Source organism: Chitinophaga sp. OAE865 (genome assembly GCF_040546735.1).
In the GTDB taxonomy this organism is placed as follows: Bacteria; Bacteroidota; Bacteroidia; order Chitinophagales; family Chitinophagaceae; genus Chitinophaga; species Chitinophaga polysaccharea_A.
Map to the genome: position 1 here is coordinate 2,809,536 of NZ_JBEPOF010000001.1, position 22,591 is coordinate 2,832,126.

The following is a 22,591-nucleotide window of genomic DNA, read 5'->3' on the forward strand; positions in this document are numbered from 1 at the left end:
CTCTGTTCACCAGGTAATGAAATAGATGAACAGGCCGGTGTAATCGATAAAGATGTATGTTGCAAAGTACGAAAATTTAGCGGTACCCTCCGGGATCCGCAACCATAGGTGAAAAATTACAGCAATAAAAGCCGCTTATTATATTATACCCTTTTCTTTTTTAAACCGGAAGATCTCTTCCACTGCTTTTGGATAGCCACCGGCTTCCCTGAATGAATCACTGATCTTTTTAATATTCTCCCGGTAAGCAGGATCATTCAATACTTTCTCTATTGATTGTTTTAATAATTCAGGAGTGAGGTTTTGTGCATCCAGTGAAATGGTGGCGCCCAGTTCTTCTGCTCTTTTCGCCAGCAGGGGCTGATCTGCTCCAAGTGGTATCGCTACAAAGGGGGTATTGCTGAATATCAGGTCGCTGATGCTGTTCATGCCTGCATGGGTAATGGCTGCATCGGTATATTTTAGAAGCGCGGATTGCGGTACATAGTTTCTCACAATAAAATTACCCGGTATATCCAGCTGGGACAGGTTCACCTGGTAGGCAGCCATCACGATCACCGCGTCCATGTCTGCAAAACTTTTAAAGAAAAGACGGTACAGGTCTTCATTATAGTTGCTGAACACTGTGCCCAGGGAAATATAGATCACGCGTTTACCATCCAGTTGTTCAAAAGGAAAATCCATATTTTCTTTCCTGCCGGAAACAGGCGGCCCTACAAACTTAAAGCTGCTGTCAAAATCGTCTGCATCGGGTGCAAAATACCTGGAAGTATATACGAGATTGATATCTCCCTTATTAAAAATAAGCTGCATGAAATTAGTGGGCATCTGTACTGAATAGGTATCACTGATGTTTTGCATCACATGTGCGTAACTGTTCATCAGCTCCTGCATACCGGGAAATGGTTTATGCCCGGTGGTATTGTCTTCCTTCAGGAATTGCCTAAGCCCGGCAAATACAGCATGGGAAGATACGGTAGGAAGCTTCAGCAGGGGAGCTATTACCTTTATAAAAGGAAAGGGTGCGGAGTGAATAATATAATCGAATTTCCGTCCCTGTATCTGGGATAAGATGCCGGCTATAATTTTATCAGCAGATGCAATGATCCGTTGCAATGGCCGTACAGGGCCCGCTGCGCCGTTTTGCGGCCGGTTATCCGTTTTCATGTTGAAGATGTCCATATCTTCCTGGTACGGGATAAATTCCGCGCCCGCCGCTTCAATTTTATCTTTAAAATCTTCCGAAGAAAAATATAAAATTTCCTCTCCCTGTTTTACCAGTTCTGATACCAGGCCTAAAGTAGGATTTACATGTCCATGTGATGGAATGCCGAAGAAAAGCACTTTTGACATATCTTATTGTATTGATTATACAGTAAGACGATCGGGCTGTTCTTTTATTTTAAGAGAAGATAAAACATCAGTGATCCATTACGATCACGTTGGCTGTTTTTTTCTTTTTTGCAGATGCCATTAACAGCAATGGCAATGCCGCAAGGAATATAAGACCTACCAGCAGGAATGCATCGCTGAAGCTCAGCAGGGTGCTTTGTTTTATCACCGAGCTATCCAGCAGCTTCAGTGCTTTATGATGTGCATCCGTTGCAGTAGCGCCTTTGCCGGCAAAGTAATGGGCGTAGCTGTTTAACCGGTTTGTTACAGCGGGATTATCGGTAGCGAGATTACTTACCAGGTCCATCCGGTGTTGGGCATTCCGGTTGGCCAGGTAGGTATTCACCATAGCAATACCAAACGAGCCGCCCAGTTGCCGCATCATATTATTTAAGGCGGCTCCCTGCGGGATATCTGCCGGCGCAAGGGAAGATACGGCCAGTGTGGTAAGCGGCACTGTAACCAGCGCCAGCCCTACGCCCCTCCAGATGAGGGAAGTGGTAATGGCAGCAGCACCGGCATCCTGGTTGAGGGCCGACATCTGCCAGCTGAATAGAATAAACAGCCCCATTCCTGCCACAATAAGGAACACCGGCGATACTCCACGCTGCAGCAATCGCGCGGAGATGATCAGCCCGCCTATAGCAAGACAGGCGCCGGGCAGCAATAACATACCTGTTTGCAGCGGTGTGAAGTTGAGCAGCCGTTGTGCAAATACCGGCGTAAGAAATACGGAACTGAAAATACCCATACCGGAAACAAATGTCAGGATGGCTGCAATGCTCAGGTTCCTGCTTTTCAGCACGCGAAGATTTACCACGGGCTCTTTGATCCGTAGTTCCCACCACACAAATATTAGAAGTGCAAACCCAGCGATGACAGACAGCCAGGTAATATAGGCAGCTTCAAACCAGTCGTCGGTTTCTCCTCTTTCCAGCACTGTTTGCAATGCGCTCACGCCAACGGCCAGCAGCAGGATACCGGTCCAGTCGATACGCTTGCCCGGCGGCGCCTGGGCAGGCTCTTTCAGCAGTATATAGCAAAGTGAAGCCACTGTGATACCTATGGGCACATTGATGTAAAAGATCCAGGGCCATGAATAGAATTCAGTGATATAACCACCTAATGTAGGCCCGATAGTGGGACCAATAAACACGCCTATGCCAAAGAGTGCACTGGCTACATTCTGTTTTTCCTTGGGGAATAATTCAAAAATGATCACCTGTGATACGGATAGCAATGCACCGCCGCCAATACCCTGCAGGAAGCGGAATACCACCAGCATCCAGATGTTGGTGGCCTGTCCGCACATCAATGAAAAAAAAGTAAAAGCTATTATAGAGCCTATATAATAATTGCGCCGGCCAAGTTTTCCCGCCAGGAAGCCGGTAATGGGAATGATGATCACGTTGGCAATGGCGTAGGCAGTAATGACCCAGGAGGTATCTTCCAGCGTGGAGCCAAGGTTGCCGCTCATATGTGATAAGGCTACATTTACGATGGAGGTATCTATCAGTTCCATGATAGCCGCTGTGATCACCGCCAGGATCAGTACTGTACGTTTCATTGCTGTTATTTAATATACCGGTTGGTATATTCAGGTATAAATTTTTTTACTTCTCCCTGCTGTTCATTGCTTCCAGGGCAGCTGCTGCTGAGGTGCGCGATAACTGATAGATCTGTTCTGTATCGCCTACACGGATCTCATATTCATTTTTGCCGAGTGCAGCCAGTAGCTCAGCAGCCACCTGTGCAGGCGGGATGCCGTTGGCGCCGCCTATTTCCTGGGAGAAATCGGTATTTACCAGGGGAGGCATCAGTTCAAAGATGTGCAGTTTGGGAAATGTAACCCGCAGCGACTGTGTATAGGAACGCAGGGCGGCTTTGGTGGCGGAGTAAGTGGCTATCCCTGCGCTGGGTGCAAAAGCTACAATGGAAGTAACATTCACGATAGCGGCTTCCGGCTGCCTGTTAAGTATGGGCAGCAGTTTTTCGGTAAGACGCAGCACCGCAAAAAAGTTGGTATCCATTTCTTCTGCCGCTTTTCCTGCTGCATTGGCGTTTTCCGACAGCTCATAGGCAAAAGCGCGGCCTGCGTTGTTGACCAGGATATTCAAAGAAGGGTATTCTTCCTGTAAGGTGGCCACCAGCTGCGTTACCGCCTTATCGCTGGTTACATCGCTTACAATACCCCTTACACCGGGTAACTGCTGAACGGCCTTTTCCAGTCGTGCGGCATCCCTGCCGGTAACGATCACCTGGTTACCCTCCCTGGATAATTGCTTCGCTATTTCCAGTCCGATACCCGCGCTTCCGCCGGTAATAAGTACAGTGTTTCCTGTTGTTTTCATTTCATTTTGTTTTTATATACCGATTGGTATATTTATAAAGAAAAAAATTGACTTACAATTCGTTGATCATTTTTTCCACAGACTGCATAATACTGTTACGGTAATTTATTTTACCGGTCAGCTTGGCAATCATGATACATCCTTCAATAGTGGCAATCATGGTGAGTGCCACCTGCTCACTGTTCACATCTTCACTGAATTCTCCCGCCGCTATGCCTTTTTCGATCAGGCCGGCAATGAGCCCTTTCCAGGCAATGACAGCATCCGCTGCTTTCTGTTTCAGCAGGGGATGGGTGTCGTCTGCCTCGATAGCTGTATTGAGAATAGGACATCCGCCTGCAGGAAACGGGTGTTTCAGGAAGTTCTGGTACACATGTACATATACCAGCAGCTTATCCCTGCAGGTATCTTTTTTATCCATTTCCTGCCGGATAATAGTACCCACTTTTTTCAGGTTAAAATCAAAACAGGCCAGGGCCACCTCGTCTTTGTTGGCGAAGTTGCCATAAATACTGCCCTTTGTTAACCCTGTGGCATTGGTCATATCATTCAGAGAAGTGCCGGTGTAGCCCTTCTCATTAAAAACAGGGGCCGTCATCTTCACAATAAACTGTCTTGTTTTTTCTGCCTTATTCATAACCCTCTTTCTTTTGACAGTACAAAAATATACCATTCGGTACAAAATTAAAAATAAATTTTAGGAAAAGGGGAAGCCGTTGTATAACAGGGCCTGTGCAGCAATAGCTGTAAATACAGGATGTTCTGCAGAAAGCACAAAGCTGCCGCCGGTAGCCAGGCAACGTATACTTTCCGGCAAACCGTTCCTGATCTGCCACATCGTGCAGCGCCAGTGAACTGTACCATGGTAAAACGGAGCGGCTTTATGGGCCCGTGTCCTGTGCAGTGGAAGCTGCGGAGACAGGCATATCATATAACGTGAAATTTATCCAGAGATTGAGGCGCAGGGTCAACAGCTTTTTCCTGCTCTCCCTATTGTAAATAAAGAACAAGGATGCTTATTTATTAATCTTCAAACTGACAATTAATTTCCGGGCACATGAATGCACAATGCACATCTAAAGGAACCTGCCTTCCGTGAAGCAGACGGAACAAATCATCTTCCAAAACTGTTATCTGCCATAAACAGGCAAAAAGATGAGCCGGCTGGCAATACGGCAACAAAATTGCCTCTCACTTTTTTACAACAAAGATCATATTATGAAACATATTGTTGTTATCGGCGGTGGATTTGCAGGAATTAACCTGGTAAGAAAACTGGCCCGCAAAGAAGAATTTATGGTTACGCTGGTTGACCGGAATAATTATAATTATTTTCCACCGCTGGTATACCAGGTGTCGATGGCGTTCCTGGACCCCACGGATATCAGTTACCCTTTCAGGAAATTGTTGCGTAAAAATAAAAATGCACGTTTCGTGATCGGCGAATTCCTGAAGGTAATACCGGAAGAAAAAAAAGTGGTGCTTTCCACTACCACTCTTTCCTATGATTACCTGGTGCTTGCTTATGGTACCGCCACCAATTATTTTGGGATGGAAAATGTACAGCGTTACGCAAAGCCCATGAAAACAGTGAACGATGCACTGGAGCTCAGGAATCACTTTCTGCAGATCATGGAAAAGGCGGCGCTTACCACCAACCCGGAAGAAAGAACAAAACTGCTCACCATTGTAGTGGTGGGTGGAGGGCCCACCGGCGTGGAAGTATCCGGCCTGCTGGCGGAGCTGAAAAAAGAAGTGGTACCAAAAGATTATCCTGAAATAGCCGGCAAAGGATATGAATCGCATATTTACCTGGTAGATGGTCTTCAGAAAGTACTGGCCGCCATGAGTGATCAGTCGCAACAGGATGCGTATAATGCCCTTCTCAAAATGGGGGTGGAAATAAAGCTGGGCATGCAGGTAAAAGATTATGTAAATGATACGGTGATCTTTTCCAACGGGGAAACCATTGCCACCAAAACAGTGGTATGGGCGGCAGGTGTAACAGCTCCTGCTATAGAAGGCATTCCGGCGGAATGTTATGGCAAGGGAAAAAGACTGGTGGTAGATGAGTTTAATGAAGTAAAGGGACTGAAAGATGTTTTCGCGATAGGCGACATCAGCCTGCAAACTACTGATCCTGCATTCCCCAACGGGCATCCGCAACTGGCCCAGGTGGCCATACAGCAAGGCACGCGGCTGGGGGAGAATTTTGTGGCAATTGCGAGATCCCGGGCCCGTAAACCTTTCCGTTATTTTGATAAAGGCAACATGGCCATTATAGGCCGCAATAAAGCAGTAGCAGATATTCCCAAACCCGAGCTTCACTTCAAAGGATTTATCGCCTGGTTTATCTGGCTTTTTATCCACCTCACTTTCCTGGTGAGTTATGGCAACCGTTTCAAAACATTGTATAACTGGATAGTAGCCTATTTTACGAAAGACCAGTCGCTCCGTTTAATATTAAGACCGCTGAAAAAGGATGAGATCCTTTAACCTGCCGGTTTAATAACCAGCTAATGAAGATAACGCCTGTATATACCCGTAAACACGGCTGTATTTACTGACAATAACCACTGGTAATACCATTACTATATGTCATATTGGTTGACGGATATTTGAAGTGAGTATAGCTATAATCCCCACCAGTAAGGGTTACGGGCAGCGCTGTCAGGTATATTTCCCCTGTACTTTTAAAGCACGAATTATTTATTTTTGGAAGCCGGTTTACAACTGACATACAGCTGTCACAACCCGTTTGGATATTTGTTTCATCAAACAGAAAAACTATGAAACAGATCATCTTTTTTTTAACGATAGCTGTTATAACAGTATCTGCCATTGGACAACCTAAAACAAAAACCTATATGTACACTGTAAAGCCCTTCAAAATTGACGTACAGCAAACTGTACTGGACGATCTCCAAAACCGGCTCCGCCAAACCCGCTGGCCTGATGCGCCCGACAACATTGGCTGGAAATATGGCACAGACCCCGTATTTCTCAAAAGCCTGGTTGCCTACTGGCAAAATGGTTACGACTGGCGTAAACAGGAAGCCGCTCTCAACGCCATCCCGCAATTTACTGTAGAAATAGACGGGACAACCATTCACTTCGAGCACATCAAAAGTAAAAATCCAAATGCCAGGCCCCTGTTACTCCTGCATGGCTGGCCCGATTGCTTTTACCGCTATCACAAAGTGATTCCTTTATTAACAGGAGATTATGACATCGTGGTGCCTTCCATTCCAGGCTTCGGTTTTTCCAGTCATGTAGCCATGACGGACGATGGCTCTGCGAAAATTTTTGCTACGCTGATGAAAGATGTGCTTGGCTACAAAAGCTTCCTGGTAGCAGGAGGGGATGTGGGCAGCAATATTGGCAGGTCTATCGCCAATTTGTATCCTGAAAATGTAGCAGCGATTCACCTGTCGGATGTTGGGTTTCCAAACGGTTCGGAAGACTGGAGCACGATGTCCAAAGCCGAACAGGAATTTGGACAGATCATCCAGAAATGGTGGTTCACAGAAGGGGCATACGCCATGCTGCATGCCACCAAGCCCCAAACGCAGGCTTTTGGATTAAACGATTCTCCTGTAGGTCTTGCTTCCTGGATCATTGAGAAGTTCAAAGGATGGAGCACACCCGATGGTACTATTGAAGATCATTTCACAAAAGATGAATTGCTTACCAACGTTATGATCTACTGGGTGAGCCAAACCATCAATTCATCTATGCGTACGTATGCTGTTGGGGCCTTTCAGCAGCTGGCTTCCGGCCAGAAAGTGAATACGCCCACGGGAGTAGCCATATTCCCCGGCGATGCTCCAACCCCAAAGGAATGGGCGGAAAGGAGAGCTAACGTGAAACAGTTTACGGTGATGGAAAAAGGTGGCCACTTTGCAGCATTGGAATTGCCGGAGTTGTGGGCGAAGGAGGTGGATGGTTTTTTTAAGCGTAATGTAGTGAAGTGAGGAGATATAACCCGGAATTGAAAAAGGACAGGCGGCTAAGAGCGGCTTGTCCTTTTTAATGCCCGGAACTGGAATCTTAATTTGTTCTGAGTGAGGGCTAATAACCCCATTTCTACAGTTACTTTATCTATTCCACGCAGCATGAAGCGATTAAACTGGTGGTTGTGTTTAATATTGGCAAAAACGGGTTCAACATCAAAGCATCGTCTTTTCCTTTTCTCAACGCCCCGTTTTGTATTTAATCGTTTGTCAGCCTTTACCTCCAGCGATATGAATACATCATTAATAAAAGCTCATCTTGATAGGCGGAGAAGAATAACGCAACCGTACAGGTGGCAACAAAGAACAATAAAGGTTTCATTTTTTCGCAACGTTTAAATTTTAAAAAATCAGAAAAAATAATTGGTTGACTCAGATTGTGATATTGTTCACTGTTCGCTAAGGTCATCATTTTACTTTACCCTTTTTAAAACATTGTTCACTGTTCTGATGCAGCTATCCTGCAACTGGATGCCGCTAATGGCGGCCTGTACAACTATTTTATTTTTGCCGGGCTGTAGTTTTACATTTTCCCAGATCACGCGTCCTATTGCATCCCGGGGGGCCGTGCTGATTTGTTTTCCATTAATATACAAGGTAGCATGGTATGCATTCGTATAGGCCTTGACAGTAATATTAGTGGTAGTGCGCTGTGCCGCACGCTTCTCTGTGAGATAGAGCATTGGTGCTTTGCTCCAGTTGGCCTTATAGAAATAAAATGCGTCTTTTTTTGTTTTGCGGTCGTAGGTAACAAGCCCCTTATCGTTTAGCCCGTTAACGTTACCCTCCATTCTGATGGCAGAACTAAAATCCGAGAGCACCCACACAAACTTTCCCCACACAAATGGCCGGGCGTTCAGTTGTTGCCAGTTGGCTTCGTGGTAGGCCGTTTGCCACTCTTCCGGATGGAAATTGCCGCTGGCATCCGGTGCTTTGAGCACTTCCTGGTGTTGTTGGATATTTGCGCCTGCGCCGTATTCGCTCACACCAATTGGTTTGCCGGGAAACTTCCTGTGCATGGCGTCCGCCCAGGCGCCTATATCGCTGAATGTGCCGCCATACCAGCCATAGTATTTATTCCAGGCAATCACGTCGCTGACGGTATTGAAATAATCGGAATCCAGGAAGGTGGCACAGGTGATGATCCTGGAGGAATCTTCTTTCTTCGCCAATGCCTGTAGTTCGGCGAGGTATGGCGCCGGATCATCGTAGTCCAGTTTCAGTTCATTAAACAGGCCCCAGAACAGAATGGAAGGATGATTGTATTGTTGCCTGATCATTTCTGTGAGCAGCTGCCGTGCTTGCGCCTTCAGTTCGGGCGAGTTGATAAACCCGGTACCGGTGTAGCCGCCCGGGCCTACCAGTGGGATTTCTGTCCATACAATAATACCGCTGCTATCTGCCAGCTGATAGAAGTAATTGCCGTGGGGATAGTGGGTGAGGCGCATGGCGGTGGCGCCGGACTCCAGGATGAGGTCCATACTTGCCCGGCGATCCGCAGGCAGCAGTGCAGAACCGCGGCCTTTTACATCTTCATGCATCCCGAAGCCGTGGAGGTCCAGGTGGCTGCCATTTAATGTAAATCCGGTATTGGCATCTATCTTAAAAGTACGTAACCCCAGTGGTTGTATCACTTCATCCACCAGTTGATGATCCTGATATAGTTGTACGGTAACCTGGTACAGGTAAGGATCGCGGCGGCCACTCCAAAAGTGCGGCTGTGTAATTTGTAATGTTTGCTCAACAGATTGCTCATTGCCCGCCGAAGCGGTGTGTTCTGCCACGATGGTTTGAGTGGCGTCTTTAATGATGGTACGTACTTCCAGCTGATGCCCGGGTTGCAGAAGGGATAATTTCGTTTGTACGTTTACATTAGCTAATGCGCTGTCTGCGTGTGCAGGACGGATATACACTCCCGGTGAGGCATAATCCAGCGGCGTTATACAGTTTTGATTGGTTACTATCAGCCATACAGAACGGTGGAGGCCACCAAATACATTGAAGTCGCCGGACAATGGCAATACATCCATTCTTGCAGCATTGCTTACCTGCACGGTGATGGCGTTGTTTGCGCTGCTATTCAGATAACCGGTTATTTCTGCACAAAAGGCGGTATAACCTCCTTTGTGTGCGGTTACAAATTTATTGTTCACCAGTACATCCGCAACGGAGTTGGCGCCTTCGAAATAGAGGAATACCCTTTTGTTTTTCCACTCCGGATTATACGCCAGCTGGCGGTTATAGATGCCGGTACCACGGTAATACTGCAATTCCCCCTTCATTACATCTGTGGCGTTCCAGGTATGCGGCAAGGTTACCTGTTGCAATGGTGCATTCTTTCTGATATCGTACGAAAAATGAAAGTTCCACCCGGCATCCAGGTTTAGGATGGTGCGTGTATCTGCCCCAAATACATGGAATACGATCGTTAATAAACAGGTGGTTAAAGCCGGAATTAGTTTTCTTTTCATGAACTATCGACCTGGGTTGAAATGCTTGTATACGTGGATGTGAGATAGATTGCCTGCTCCCCGGAGCAGGCAATCTAAATGGAAATTGTATTAATACTGTAACAGCAGTGTTGGTTTATTATTGCTGGCATCTTTGCTGTTAAACATCATATCGCCGTTGGAGTTAAATGCACCGGTATTGAGCATCAGCAGAGATACTGTTTTGCTGCCATTTTGCAACTCGCGGTTCACTGCGCTGGTCACGTCTATATTGTAAACGCCGGGAGCGCTGATGGTTACCTTGCCGGCCAGGGTAGTGTCCATAGGCGCATTATTCCAGGTGATGCTGTTTTCCGTCCAGGTTTTATTGGCGGTGCTGTAAATATTCACCACATTGGGAATAAGCGTCCTGGCGCAATGGATATTCAGTGTTGCCTTGCTTACGCTGCGTGTGCCTACCTGGTTGAAACTGAATTTGAGATAGGCTTTGCGTGCATAAGAGGCGGCATCTGCCTTAACTGTCAGCAATGTATCTGTACCATAGTTGGCGCCTGCATAGCTGCCGTCGCGTACATGGGAATCCGCCAGGGTGCTGCCTGCCTGGGATACAATCGCATGCTGGAAAGCGCCTACATCCGGGTTGCTGCCGGGTAATGCGTTGCCCGCGAAATCCTGTCCGCCGTTGTTGCTCACCAGTATGCCATTATTCCTGCAACGGGAAGTATCTGAAACATTGTAACCGTTTGCCACGCTGAAACCTGTACCACTGGCTGGGTTCAGGAATAGCGGGTTGTCATGGAAATTGTTGGTCAGCACAGCTGTACCCCAGCTGGCTTTGGAGAACACGCTGGAAGGATACAGGCAGTTGTTGTAAAACTTCATGTCTGTATCAAGTGTAACGTTGGAAATATTCCCGATGGTGGAAGTGGTATAGATGATATTGTTGGAGAAAGTGGCCATTGCGTTGCCGACAATCAGGCTGTTCGCAGGATTTTTGATATAGAATACGTTGTTATAGATCTGCCGGTTGTTGTTATCAGATTTTTGAAACCAGAAAAGTTTCTTGGTGTAGGGGCCGGCTGTACCGATATCGTTTACACTTACATTGTAACGTACAGTGATGTTTTTGGAATACTTCATAAACAGCATGAAGCCGCCGTTATTGTCGTGGGTATAGTTGTACTCAAAAATATCGCCGTCTGTGGTGGTTTCGGGAGTGTAGCCATCGGCATCAAAGGCTTCGCCATCGTTGGGGCCGCCGCCGGTTAAGCCGTATACTTCGTTATGCGCTACCAGCGTGCCCCTGCTGCCAACGGTCCAGATGCCGGCGAAGTTGCGATCGTTCGTCATGCAGGCTTTGTACACGGTGTTGTTGGTTACTTTGCTGCCACCACTTACGGACGCCATCACAATACCATCGCCATAAATACTTTCGATAAAGTTGTTGTCGAAGATGATATTCTTTAGTCCATCTGTAGGGCCCGCGGTGCGTAGGCCTTCTACGGCGCAATTAGCGATATGGCAGCTTTGTACCAGTACATCGCTCAGCCTGTCGTTGATGATGATGCCGCCGCTGCCTTTGACGTAGTTGGTCTGCTTCACCGTAGCTGAGTTGACATTGTGTACATAACAGTTGCTGATGGTGATGTTGGTGTTGACAGGATCTGTACTAGCTGTGCCTCCATTCACCCGGATGCCGGTGGCGGCGTAGGTTACACCGGTAGGTACGGTGTTGGTGATTTCAAGATTGTTCACTGTCCACCAGTTTACCTTATCCAGCAGCAGGGTGACGGAGCCATTTACCCGACCACCCCCATTGATCAACGGCAAGGTAGTGCCGCCGTATTTGTCGATGACGATTGGAGCGCCAGCGCTGCCGGAACCTTTCGGATGCAGTGTATCATTCCATACGCCACCGCTTTTAAAGAGGATCTTATCCCCGGGAGAAAATGTCATGGTGTTAACTTTCGCTACTGTTTTCCAGGCGGCAGTAGTGCTGGTACCGGCATTGGTATCGCTGCCGGCGGGATCAACATAGTAGGTAGTCCCAACAGCGCTGGTTGCCATGGCGGCGGATTTGCCGGTTACCAGCTGTTGTAGTCCCTTATTTTTGGAACAGGCAAACAGGCAAACGCAGGCTGCTGTAAGGATCGATACATTTTTTTTCATCGTTGGAATTTATTTGGTTAAAAAAGAGGATGGAATCTATAGGCCAGTATTAATTTGCATATCTGCATACGGAATGGGAAACCAGTACCTGCTTTTGGTAATAGGATTCAATGGCTTCAGATCATCTGTAGCTTTATTTCCATTGGCTGCTTCTACCAGCTCCAGGCGTTGCAGATCGAACCAGCGGGTGTATTCCCCTGCAAATTCCCAGCCACGCTCTGCTACTACAGCGTCTGCAAAGGCGCTGCCGGATAACCCTGCGGGGAGGTCGTCCAATCCTGCCCGTTTGCGGATAAGGTTAACAGCTGCATAGGCATCTGCCGAAGGTGAACCGGTTGATCTTGTCTGCGCTTCTGCATAAGTCAGCAATACCTGTGCATACCTTAATAGTTTTACAGACAGGTCTGATGCGGAAGTCAGAAAGCCTGGTATTGGGGTATTTACACGGAACTTGTTATAGTAAGGATGTTTGGTCTGTCCGTTTTGCCAGTTCACATTTCCCGCACTGGTAGTAAACACGGTATGAAACGTTGCATCCTTTCTTTTACCTGCAGGGAAATTATTGAAGAAGGTAACCTCACAGAAGTAATCATCCCAGCCGGCTTCATCGCCAGGCATGCACGATTTTCCGTAGAGCGTGCTGGGATTGCCGCAGCTGTTGCAGAACTGTAAAGAAAATACATCTTCAGGCGTATTGTTGCTGGAGGTAGTGCCGGTCCATAATGTACTGAAGTCTGCCACCAGGTCAAATCCGTACATTGCTTTGTTATCGATCACTTCTTTTGCTTTAGCCGCTGCCAGCGCATATTTGGAAGCATCTTTCAGCGGGTAGCCTGCTTCTGTCAGGTATACTTCTGCCAGCAAGGCTTTGGCGGTACCTGCATTTGCCCTGCCCGCGGCGGGTTTGGCGTTGGGCATCATCGTCTCTGCTTTTTTCAGATCCGCTTCTATCAGCGCATACACATCAGCTGGTTTACTTTTTTGAATGCTCAGCAAATCGGTGCTGAATTTAGAAGTGGTGATCAGCGGAATATTTCCCCAGAGTCGTACCAGCCAGAAATAACTGAATGCCCTTAAGAAGTATGCTTCTCCGCCGATTTGCGTGATATTGGCGGTATTACCCACTTTTCCATAATTTTCGATGATGTTATTCGCATTTTGAATGCTTTTGTAACAACCCAACCAGATAACGTTAATCCTGCTATTGGTGGAGTTAACGGAGAACTGATCTATTTCACGCAGCTCCTGTTTGTTGCTGGCAGGATGTGTGGTCAGGTCGTCAGCACCCATGAGCACTGCATCCAGTGCAGCTGTGGCAAATCCGGACGTGTATCCGTTCTTTAGCGGCTGGTAAGCCCCTGCCAGTGCGGATTGTAGTCCTTCAATGGTACTCAGTGCGCCATCGCCCACCAGCTGCCCATTGGGGTTTTCGTCCAGTTCTTTATTACATGCCACGGTAAGCGATGCGAGTAGTATGATGGAGAATATCTTTTTCATTTGTAGTGTTTTTTAAGTCGGTGCTAGTTATAATCCGATCTTCACGCCGCCGGTAATAGTTTTTGCATTCGGGTAGGAGCCATAGTCGATGCTCTGATTTACGTCGCTGCCTGCGCCGGTAGCTACACTGTTGGTTTCAGGATCGAAGCCCTTGTATTTGGTGATCGTAAAGAGATTAGTTGCCCGGAGATAGACGCTTATTCTGGCCTGTTTTACAACTGATGCAGGCAGTTCATAACTGAGGCTGATATTCTTGAACCGGATAAACGTACCATCTTCCAGGAACCTGGTGGTAACGATGTAGTTCTTGTTGGTTTTGCTGAATGCTGGTATATCAGACGTTTCATTTTGTTTGGCGATATACCTGTTTTTGATGTCTGCAATCGTGGCCTGGCGCATGTCTGCATTGGCGGTGATACCGGCAGCATAAGTGTAGTCCAGTTTATCGTAGCCGCCGAGTGATTGAATAAATACATTCAGTGTAAATCCTTTCCAGTTGAAAGTATTGTTCCAGCCCCAGGAGTAGCGTGGCAGCCCATAGCCAATGACGTGGTAGTCGCTTCCATCGATCACTTTGTTGCCGTCCAGGTCCATGTACTTGGAATCTCCCGGCACATTTCCATATGCTGCAGCTGCAGCTTCTTCGCCCGGCTTCCAGGTGCCCAGGTAGGTAAGGCCCCAGTAAGTGCCCAGCGGCTGTCCGGGAATGATCATGAATTCCGGCTGTGGGGAAAGTCCGGAACCCACATTGGTGCCCGAAGGAATATTTTTATCAGAATAGAGAGATATCACCTTATTGCGCAGGAACGAGATATTGAAAGCGCTGTTCCATTTCACATCACCGTGGCGGATAATGTCTGCGGAGAGTGCCAGTTCAATCCCTTTGTTGTTCACTTTACCTACGTTCGACAAAATGCTGCCTCCACCCAGGTAATTGGGAATTGGTACAGACAGCAGCAGGTTGCTGGTATTCTTGTTATAATAATCGGCTGTCAGTGAAAGGCGGTCGTCGAATAAATCAGCATCAATACCGATATCCCATTGTTTTGTAGTTTCCCACTTCAGGTCCGGATTGCCGGGATTGCCGAGGACGATGCCGGGAGTAACGCTGCCGGGGATGAGCGTGGTGGTTACACTCTGATAGGAGGTGAGTGTTTGGTAAGGATTGATGGCCTGGTTGCCGGTTACGCCATATCCTGTTCTGATTCTAAGATTGTTGATGAAGTGTGCGCCTTTCATGAAATCCATTTCACTGAGTTTCCATGCTACGCCTACGGAAGGAAAGGTGCTGTATTGATGGCCGTTCCGGAATTTAGAGGAACCATCGCGGCGAACACCGGCAGTTACATAGTAGCGGCCTTTGTAGTCGTAATTTACACGTCCGAGGTACGACAGTAGTTTATAATCCGTGTAGCTGGTACCTACGCCATAGGTCTGAGCCAATGCCAGGTTGTTATAGCCCAGGCCAGGGAAGGTCAGGCTGGTTGGCGTTGGCGCTGAATCCGTTGAGGGTGAAGTACTGGTATTCTACTACACCCGTCACCGTTAGTTGGTGCGCGTTATTAAACAGGTGGCTGTAGGTAAGGTTATTGGTATTTTGTATACCGATGTTTTCGCTGGAGCCGCGGCTGGAACTGGCCTGCCGGGCGGAGTTGATAGCCGGGCCGGTGTAGGTGAGCGACTGCACATTGGCATAATTCACGCCGCCGGTTACATCCAGTGTGAGGCCTGGAACAAATTCATATTTAAGACCCGCAATGGTTGCGAAATTGGAATTGTGTGTGATCCGGCGCTGATCGGTGGCAAGTGCCACGGGGTTAAAGGAAATAGAACCTACCGGATCATTGAGGGTGTAGTCTCCTTTGCTGTCGCGCACCGGCAGAGTGGGTGCCCAGGCAATAGACTGTGTAATAGGCGCATCTCTTCCGGTGATGCCCGTGTTGCGCACTTCATTTCTAACCGCGTAGGCATTCAGGTGCAGGGAAAGTTTTTTGTACAGCTGAGAGGTAAGGTTGGTACGCAGTGAGTATCTTTTAAGGCCGGAATTGAGGATGATGCCCTGCTGATTGAGGAAGTTGCCGCTGGTATAGAACCGTGTCTTATCATTTCCTCCTGCAATACTCAGCTGGTATTCCTGTGTAGGTGCTACTCTGAAAATCTCATCCTGCCAGTTGGTGCCGCCATTGTTTTTAAAGTTCTCTATCTGGCTGTCTGTGAAGATAGGTGATCCTCCATTTGCAGCTGAATTCGCATTGGCAGTGAGGGCATAGTCGGCCGCATTCAGCAGGTCGAGTTTTTTCAGTACGCGGGCGCTGGAAAACTGCGTCATGAAATCGATACTTGTTTTGCCTGCTTTCCCTTTTTTGGTGGTGATCACAATCACGCCGTTGGCGCCCCTGCTACCATAGATCGCGGTAGAAGAGGCGTCTTTCAGCACGTCCATAGTTTCTATATCGTTTGGGTTCACGGATGAAGGGTCGGCGCCCACGAAGCCATCAATCACATATAGCGGATTATTATCACCTTTGATAGAGTTGTTGCCCCGGATACGTACGGATACTTCCCCGCCGGGTGCGCCCGCATTGGAAACCACCTGTACGCCGGCAGCGCGCCCCTGGAGGATCTGTTGCACATTTACTACAGGCTGTTCTTTGAAGTCGCGCGTGGATACAGATGTGATGGCCCCGGTCAGGTCGCGTTTTTTCTGGGTACCATAGCCTACCACCACCACATCATTTATATTATTGACCTTCGAAGCCAGTGTAAGGGTAAATGGCTGGCTGATGGAAATAACAGGCACTTCCTGCCTGTTGTAATTCACCGCGGAGAAAGTAAGTGTTGCCGTAAGGGGAGCATCGATTTCAAATTGCCCGGAGGCATTGGTCATAGCCCCGGTTGTTTTTCCTTTTACCTGCACGCTGATCCCCGGGAGAGGGACGCCATTTTCATCTTTTACCGTGCCGGCTATCTTCTTTGATTGTGCCCATGACCCCAGTGGAATAAATAGGATACTGATCAGCAATAGACGTAGATTCATAACGTTAGATTGGATATTTTATATAGGGCAAGATATCTTACACACGAAGGAAACACCGGGTAAAATCAGAAAAAAAATGGGGGAAAATTGTAAATACTGGTAAAAAAAGACGGTTTTTTTCCCTATACTGCAAGCAGTTTATAATGTTCCTGCCACGTTAAATAACTAAGACACCACAACGAATGTTTGTTGCATGATGCCAAAAACTTGTGTCCTGACATTTCTATTCCTGTGGTGCCTGCGTGCAGGTGCCCAGGAATTACTCTTCAACCGGCTCACTTCTGAAGAAGGGCTGGCCCCCGGCGCTGTGCTGTGCATTGCGCAGGACCATAACGGTTTCCTTTGGTTCGGCACACAAAACGGGCTGAACCGCTTCGATTCCCGGAGGTTTAAACACTATACCAGCCCCACAAATAAATACAAAGATGTTCCTGAAAATTATATTACCCGGTTACTGGTGGACTCCCAGGGGAATTTTTGGGTGGGCACCCGGAATGGGCTGCATCAATATAATAAGGTAACAGACCAGCTTGATAAGGTAACGCTAACGGATCAACGCGGCCGCCCGGTAAGCATCAGTTGTATCTATGAAGACCACCAGGGTAATGTGTGGGTATGGTCGTCCGCAGGGTTGTTTGAACGTAAACCCCGGACGAACCGGTTTACAGCGGTGCCGGTTCCGGACTCGGTGGCCGGGTTGGCAGAGAATAATAACATCCGCACCATTTGCCAGGACCATACAGGCGCCTACTGGATTGGTTCTTCCCTGGGCCTTATGCGGATGACCATTCTTAATGGTTCACCTGTCTACCGGTCGTTCCGGCATAACAACAACGACGCAACTAGCCTTAGCGATAACTACGTTACCGTTATTATCGAGGATAAAGCCAATCACCTGTGGATTGGCACCCAACAGGGCGGATTAAATGGCTATGACCCGGAAAGCGGTTCCTTCAAAAGATACCAGGCCGGCGGGGGAACGAGCCTGGTCAATAACAATATCAGGGATCTTAAAACAGATTCGCTGGGCAGGTTATGGATCGGCACACAAGGTGGCATCAGCATCCTGGATCCCGCGGATGGAAGTTTTATCAACTACCGTTCCGATCCCGGCAATGTACAGTCCCTGAGCCATAACTCCGTGTATAGTATCTTCCTGGACAACAGGGGCACAGCATGGATTGGCACCTATTGGGGCGGCGTAAACAGCGTGTCTGTAAATAATACACCCTTTCATAGTTATAAATCCGGCAGTTTGTCGCTGCCGGTAAATAATGTAGTCAGCGCCGTGGCGGAAGACGATGCCCATAACCTTTGGGTAGGCACAGAAGGTGCCGGATTGAATTATATTGATAGAAGGCGTAAGCAGGTCAGCGTTTACCGGCATCTCCCTACAGACAATACTTCACTGGGATCCGATCTGGTAAAGGTAATTTATAAAGACACGGATGGAAATTTCTGGGTCGGCACGCATGGCGGCGGGTTGAACCTCTTTAATGCCTCAGCAAAAAACTTCACCCGCTTCTTCTATAAAGAAAATGATCCTGTGGTGCGCAGTGCAGAAGTGCTGTCTATGATGGAAAGCAGGGACGGCATCTTTTGGGTCGGCACGCAAACCGGGCTGCTCGCGTTTAAACGAACAGGTAAATCATTGACGCCGCTGCCGGAAAATAGGCTAACGCAGATAGTGGGAACAAAATCCGTGAAAGCTTTGCTGCAGGCAGCGAACGGGGATATATGGGTGGGTACCTCCGGTGACTTGCTGCTGCTGCCGCGGAACGGACAGGCGGTACAACAGTTCACCGGCAAAGACAACCTGCCGAGAAACAATATTAATTGTATCCAGGAAGACCAGCAAGGACACATATGGGTTGGCTGCGCCTTTGGTGGCCTGGCCCGCTACACGCCAGACAGCAGCCATCAGAAATTTACTACCTACACAAAGAAAAATGGCCTGCCGGATGATAATATTACGGCTATCCGCCCCGATGAGCACAATAACCTCTGGATCAGTACCGGCAACGGTTTGTGCAAGCTGGATGTAGCGCACATGGCGTTTAAGAATTATAATAAGTCCGACGGTCTTGCGGGGAATATATTCAATATCAACTCCAGCTGCGTTACCAGCAGTCATGAACTGATCTTCGGCGGGTTTAATGGCATTACCTTTTTTCACCCGGAGGAGATAAAGGAAAACCTGTCCGCACCGCGCACTTTCCTTACCGGCTTAAAATTGTTTGAACATAATATTGCTATCAATGGTGCAGACGGGCTCCTGAAGCAAGAGATAAGCCTGGTCAGGGAAATCTCTTTCACTTATCAGCAAAATGTCTTCACACTTGAATTTGCAGCACTGAACTATGTACAGCCGGATAAAAATATATATGCCTACACGTTACAGGGCTTCGATAAAAAATGGAACTATACGGCGGCGCCGGAAGCTACCTATATGAACCTGCCGCCAGGGGATTATGATTTCCTTGTAAAGGGCACCAACAACGATGGTATCTGGGGCGCACCGGTGGCGCTGCACATTAAAGTGATACCCCCCATCTGGAAAACAGGCTGGGCTTACCTTCTGTATTGCCTCCTCATTATTGCCATTGCCTTTTTTGTAATACGCTTTTTTGTGTTGCGGTCGTTGATAAGGAGAGAGAAGGAACTCACCAGGCTAAAGCTGGATTTCTTTACCAACATTTCACATGAAATGAGATCCAGGCTGTCGTTGATCATAGGTCCTGCGGAGCGGCTGCTGATCATCAACAAAGAAGATTATGAAAACACCCGGCAGCTGCAGATCATACGGAAGAACTCAGAGAGCTTGCTGCATCTGCTTACAGAGCTGATGGATTTCCGTAAGGCAGAATCGGGCAACCTGGCGTTGCATTTGGTGAATGAAGACGTTGTTGCTTTCCTGCGGGAGATATTCCTCACGTTTGAAGACCGTGCGCTTTCCATGAATATCCGGCATACGTTTGTGAGTACCACACCAGCCATCATATTGCCGTTCGACAAAGAGCAGCTGGAGAAAGTTTTCTATAACCTGTTTTATAATGCCTATAAATTTACACCATCGGGCGGGAGTGTAACGGCGACCATAATGGATAAAGAATCCACCGTTGTTATTTCCATTGAAGACACGGGCCGTGGCGTGGCGCCGGAAAATATTTCAAAATTATTCACCAACTATTTCCAGGAAGATGACCAGGGCAGCGATAATAAAGGGTATGGCATTGGCCTGGCGCTGGCAAAGAGTATTATAGAATTGCACGGAGGTGGTATTTCAGTGGAAAGCACACGGGAAGAAAAGGGGAATTCAACAGTATTCAGCGTGGTGCTGAAAAAAGGAGATGCTGATTATCTGCAGCAGCAGCAGCAACAAGTAATGGGAACGGATATACGAAATAAGTTAAAAACCTATTCGCTGTCTGCGCCAGCAATATTGCCTCCTGTAGCATTAAACCCGCCTGTGGTCACAGTAAAAAAGTATACCATACTGCTGATAGAGGACAATGAAGAAATTCTCACTTTTAACAGGGAGATGCTGGAACAGCATTACAACATCATCACCAGCAGCAATGGAACGGCTGGCTGGGAAGAGGCTGTAACAAACATTCCGGATGTGATAGTTAGTGATGTGATGATGCCGGGTACGGATGGTTACACGCTTTGTCATAAGATTAAATCGGATGAGCGGACCAACCATATCCCTGTGATACTGCTAACGGCTATGTCCGCAACCGGTCAGCAGATCAGCGGCCTGCAACATGGGGCAGATGTCTATCTCACCAAACCTTACAGTATTCACATGCTCGGTTTGCATATTGGCAACCTGCTGGCGTTCCGGGAAAAGATTCATGCACGCTTTGCTGCGCAATTCCAGCATGCAGGGGAAGCACCTGTGCTACAAAATGAACCGGCGGATACGATTACAGATCCTTTTCTTTTGCGGGTGATTGAAATCATCGAACAAAATATGGAAGATCCGGGATTTAATGTGGATATCATTTCCCGGAAACTAGCCATGAGCCGCCCTATACTTTACAAGAAACTAAATATGCTCACCGGCCTTACCGTGAATGATTTTATCATCGCCGTACGTATGAAGCAGGCAATTATTTTGCTGGAAAACGGAGCCTATAATATCAGTGAGGTGGCCTACAAAGTTGGCTACAGCGACCCGAAATATTTCAGCAGGGAGTTTAAAAAGCGCTATGGAAAAGCGCCCAGGGAGTGGAAGAGCAAACATTAAATTTACTCCACATGATGAAAGTAACTGTTTAAATATTGGCTGTGCCTTTGCATATTCCTCATAGTAATCCGGAAAATATGCTTTAAACTTATGCGGTGGGATAAAGCCGGTTCCTACAGCCTGGCTCTCGATTATTAATTGGCTTTTCTTTAATTCAATAAGTGAAAGGGCCTTTTTGTTGTGTTTTTTTTCGGTCTGATCTTTCTGTTTGGTATAAACGAAAATGTCGTTGAAGGGCGTTGCCCTTTGCCTCTGCCGGTGGATAGGCAGAGAAGCGAAGGAGCTGGACGTGAAACAGAAAGAAGTATTTTGGAAATAATTGTCCTGTTTAATGAGAAAAGGGGCTAACCGTTTTGGTTAACCCCTTTGACCGAACAACGGACAGTAACGGATACTAATAGTCTCCTCTCATTTCCCCTGCCTATTTCCGCAGAAATACATATACATTGCCTATTGTGGCTCGCTCACCATCGATCATTGCTTCTTCACAATTCCCAACCAGCAGGTCCAGTTTACCATCTTCGTTCCAGTCGTTAGTAGCTAACCTTACACGATAACCGGGATAAGGCTCCTTTTCTCCCGTGGGCCATACTGATACGCCCGGATAGAAATCCTTGCTGTTTTTCGCTTTGCCCCTGAAGAACTTGATGCCACCTGATTCAGTGCCTACCAGTAAGTCTATAATGCCATCTCCATCCCAATCAACCGGAAGCGGATCGCTTTTACTGTTCACTACCATATGCTTTCCTTCCGTGTTCAGTGGAACTGTTTTAGCAAACTTGTAGGCCGTTTTCGTTCCAATATTCTCTGTATACATCACGTCGCCCTTAGCATTACCCCAAACCAGATCATAGTCTCCATCGCTGTCAAAATCAATAAGATTGGCAGTTCGCATAAACCAGGTATACTCCCCTGGGGCCAGTTCATGTTCCAGCTCAGGCTGTGCCAGCTTTACTCCTTTTTTAAATTGCAGGGGATGCTTGCCGGTTCCCTCAAAGAAATTGATGAAACCTCCTGAGAACTGACCTGATATTACGTCGGTTATACCATCGCCGTTCAGGTCTGCAAAAGAAGGATCAAATCCGATGCAGCAAAACGGAGGCACTTTCGCATCTTCTCCACCAGCTTGCAGGTAAGTAAAATCGTTGAACTTCGGCGCTTTATTTGTCCCTTTGTTCAGGTAAATACGGGCGCGTCCCTCTCCAAATTCACCGACCACCAGATCTTTGATGCCATCACCGTCATAGTCTATCACAAACGGCGCAGCATGTCCCATATCGAGAACAATAGGTTTGCCATTGGCCTCAATTTTAAAACCAGGCTCAAGTTGTGGCAAGCCTTTGCCATCTTTTAATGCTTTATTTTGTACTAATAATAGCACAGGTAATAAAAACAGTAGTTTCATTGTAAAGAAATGTAGTAGTTATTAA

At 47.4% G+C, this 22,591-nt stretch carries 15 protein-coding genes; 3 read left to right on the top strand and 12 right to left on the bottom strand.

Features of this window, described 5'->3' with window-relative positions:
* Positions 1–138 precede the first annotated feature (138 nt).
* The 5 genes from ABIE50_RS11495 to ABIE50_RS11515 form a co-directional block, all read right to left on the bottom strand.
* Entirely contained in the window at positions 139–1,353 is a 1,215-nt protein-coding gene (locus tag ABIE50_RS11495; RefSeq protein ID WP_209861504.1) for a macrolide family glycosyltransferase, read from the bottom strand.
* A gap of 67 nt (positions 1,354–1,420) precedes the next feature.
* Positions 1,421–2,959, bottom strand: coding sequence for a DHA2 family efflux MFS transporter permease subunit (locus ABIE50_RS11500; protein WP_209861502.1), 1,539 nt, complete (start codon positions 2,957–2,959; stop codon positions 1,421–1,423).
* 46 nt (positions 2,960–3,005) lie between these two features.
* A complete protein-coding gene (locus ABIE50_RS11505) occupies positions 3,006–3,743 on the bottom strand; it encodes an SDR family oxidoreductase (protein ID WP_209861500.1) in 738 nt (245 codons plus the stop codon).
* A gap of 52 nt (positions 3,744–3,795) precedes the next feature.
* Positions 3,796–4,380, bottom strand: a complete 585-nt coding sequence (locus tag ABIE50_RS11510) for a TetR/AcrR family transcriptional regulator (protein ID WP_209861498.1) — start codon at positions 4,378–4,380, stop codon at positions 3,796–3,798.
* A 60-nt stretch (positions 4,381–4,440) separates the two neighbouring features.
* Positions 4,441–4,674: a hypothetical protein gene (locus tag ABIE50_RS11515; protein WP_209861496.1), complete on the bottom strand. Its 234-nt coding sequence runs from the start codon at positions 4,672–4,674 to the stop codon at positions 4,441–4,443.
* A 287-nt stretch (positions 4,675–4,961) separates the two neighbouring features.
* On the opposite strand from ABIE50_RS11515, the gene ABIE50_RS11520 reads away from it, so the two are divergent.
* Together ABIE50_RS11520 and ABIE50_RS11525 are read left to right on the top strand one after the other, a co-directional pair.
* Positions 4,962–6,239, top strand: a complete 1,278-nt coding sequence (locus tag ABIE50_RS11520) for an NAD(P)/FAD-dependent oxidoreductase (protein ID WP_209861494.1) — start codon at positions 4,962–4,964, stop codon at positions 6,237–6,239.
* A gap of 293 nt (positions 6,240–6,532) precedes the next feature.
* Complete coding sequence (locus ABIE50_RS11525; RefSeq protein WP_354027972.1) at positions 6,533–7,717, top strand: epoxide hydrolase family protein; 1,185 nt, start codon at positions 6,533–6,535, stop codon at positions 7,715–7,717.
* 35 nt (positions 7,718–7,752) lie between these two features.
* On the opposite strand, the gene ABIE50_RS11530 is transcribed toward ABIE50_RS11525, so the two are convergent.
* The 6 genes from ABIE50_RS11530 to ABIE50_RS11555 all read right to left on the bottom strand — a co-directional run bounded on the left by ABIE50_RS11530 (position 7,753) and on the right by ABIE50_RS11555 (position 16,909).
* Positions 7,753–8,004, bottom strand: a complete 252-nt coding sequence (locus ABIE50_RS11530) for a transposase (RefSeq protein ID WP_209861611.1) — start codon at positions 8,002–8,004, stop codon at positions 7,753–7,755.
* Between the two features lie 165 nt (positions 8,005–8,169).
* A complete protein-coding gene (locus ABIE50_RS11535; protein WP_209861492.1) occupies positions 8,170–10,227 on the bottom strand; it encodes a glycoside hydrolase family 2 protein in 2,058 nt (685 codons plus the stop codon).
* Positions 10,228–10,317: 90 nt separating this feature from the next.
* Positions 10,318–12,375 (bottom strand): CBM96 family carbohydrate-binding protein, encoded by a 2,058-nt coding sequence (locus tag ABIE50_RS11540; RefSeq protein WP_209861490.1) that lies wholly within the window; start codon positions 12,373–12,375, stop codon positions 10,318–10,320.
* 36 nt (positions 12,376–12,411) lie between these two features.
* Complete coding sequence (locus ABIE50_RS11545; protein WP_209861488.1) at positions 12,412–13,872, bottom strand: RagB/SusD family nutrient uptake outer membrane protein; 1,461 nt, start codon at positions 13,870–13,872, stop codon at positions 12,412–12,414.
* 27 nt (positions 13,873–13,899) lie between these two features.
* On the bottom strand, positions 13,900–15,315 hold the full coding sequence (locus tag ABIE50_RS11550; protein ID WP_354027973.1) for a SusC/RagA family TonB-linked outer membrane protein: 1,416 nt from the start codon (positions 15,313–15,315) through the stop codon (positions 13,900–13,902).
* 10 nt (positions 15,316–15,325) lie between these two features.
* Entirely contained in the window at positions 15,326–16,909 is a 1,584-nt protein-coding gene (locus ABIE50_RS11555) for a SusC/RagA family TonB-linked outer membrane protein (RefSeq protein ID WP_354027974.1), read from the bottom strand.
* Positions 16,910–17,102: 193 nt separating this feature from the next.
* Here ABIE50_RS11555 and ABIE50_RS11560 point away from each other — a divergent pair, with 193 nt between their 5' ends.
* Positions 17,103–21,161: a hybrid sensor histidine kinase/response regulator transcription factor gene (locus tag ABIE50_RS11560; protein ID WP_209861484.1), complete on the top strand. Its 4,059-nt coding sequence runs from the start codon at positions 17,103–17,105 to the stop codon at positions 21,159–21,161.
* Positions 21,162–21,582: 421 nt separating this feature from the next.
* Here ABIE50_RS11560 and ABIE50_RS11565 read toward each other — a convergent pair whose 3' ends face one another.
* On the bottom strand, positions 21,583–22,566 hold the full coding sequence (locus tag ABIE50_RS11565; protein WP_209861482.1) for an FG-GAP repeat domain-containing protein: 984 nt from the start codon (positions 22,564–22,566) through the stop codon (positions 21,583–21,585).
* Between the last annotated feature and the right edge of the window lie 25 nt (positions 22,567–22,591).

Bases quoted from the DNA above. Each gene is read 5' to 3' on its own strand.
- ABIE50_RS11495 (WP_209861504.1), bottom strand. From the start codon at position 1,353: ATGTCAAAAGTGCTTTTCTTCGGCATTCCATCACATGGACATGTAAAT.
- ABIE50_RS11500 (WP_209861502.1), bottom strand. From the start codon at position 2,959: ATGAAACGTACAGTACTGATCCTGGCGGTGATCACAGCGGCTATCATG.
- ABIE50_RS11505 (WP_209861500.1), bottom strand. From the start codon at position 3,743: ATGAAAACAACAGGAAACACTGTACTTATTACCGGCGGAAGCGCGGGT.
- ABIE50_RS11510 (WP_209861498.1), bottom strand. From the start codon at position 4,380: ATGAATAAGGCAGAAAAAACAAGACAGTTTATTGTGAAGATGACGGCC.
- ABIE50_RS11515 (WP_209861496.1), bottom strand. From the start codon at position 4,674: ATGATATGCCTGTCTCCGCAGCTTCCACTGCACAGGACACGGGCCCAT.
- ABIE50_RS11520 (WP_209861494.1), top strand. From the start codon at position 4,962: ATGAAACATATTGTTGTTATCGGCGGTGGATTTGCAGGAATTAACCTG.
- ABIE50_RS11525 (WP_354027972.1), top strand. From the start codon at position 6,533: ATGAAACAGATCATCTTTTTTTTAACGATAGCTGTTATAACAGTATCT.
- ABIE50_RS11535 (WP_209861492.1), bottom strand. From the start codon at position 10,227: ATGAAAAGAAAACTAATTCCGGCTTTAACCACCTGTTTATTAACGATC.
- ABIE50_RS11540 (WP_209861490.1), bottom strand. From the start codon at position 12,375: ATGAAAAAAAATGTATCGATCCTTACAGCAGCCTGCGTTTGCCTGTTT.
- ABIE50_RS11545 (WP_209861488.1), bottom strand. From the start codon at position 13,872: ATGAAAAAGATATTCTCCATCATACTACTCGCATCGCTTACCGTGGCA.
- ABIE50_RS11555 (WP_354027974.1), bottom strand. From the start codon at position 16,909: ATGAATCTACGTCTATTGCTGATCAGTATCCTATTTATTCCACTGGGG.
- ABIE50_RS11560 (WP_209861484.1), top strand. From the start codon at position 17,103: ATGATGCCAAAAACTTGTGTCCTGACATTTCTATTCCTGTGGTGCCTG.
- ABIE50_RS11565 (WP_209861482.1), bottom strand. From the start codon at position 22,566: ATGAAACTACTGTTTTTATTACCTGTGCTATTATTAGTACAAAATAAA.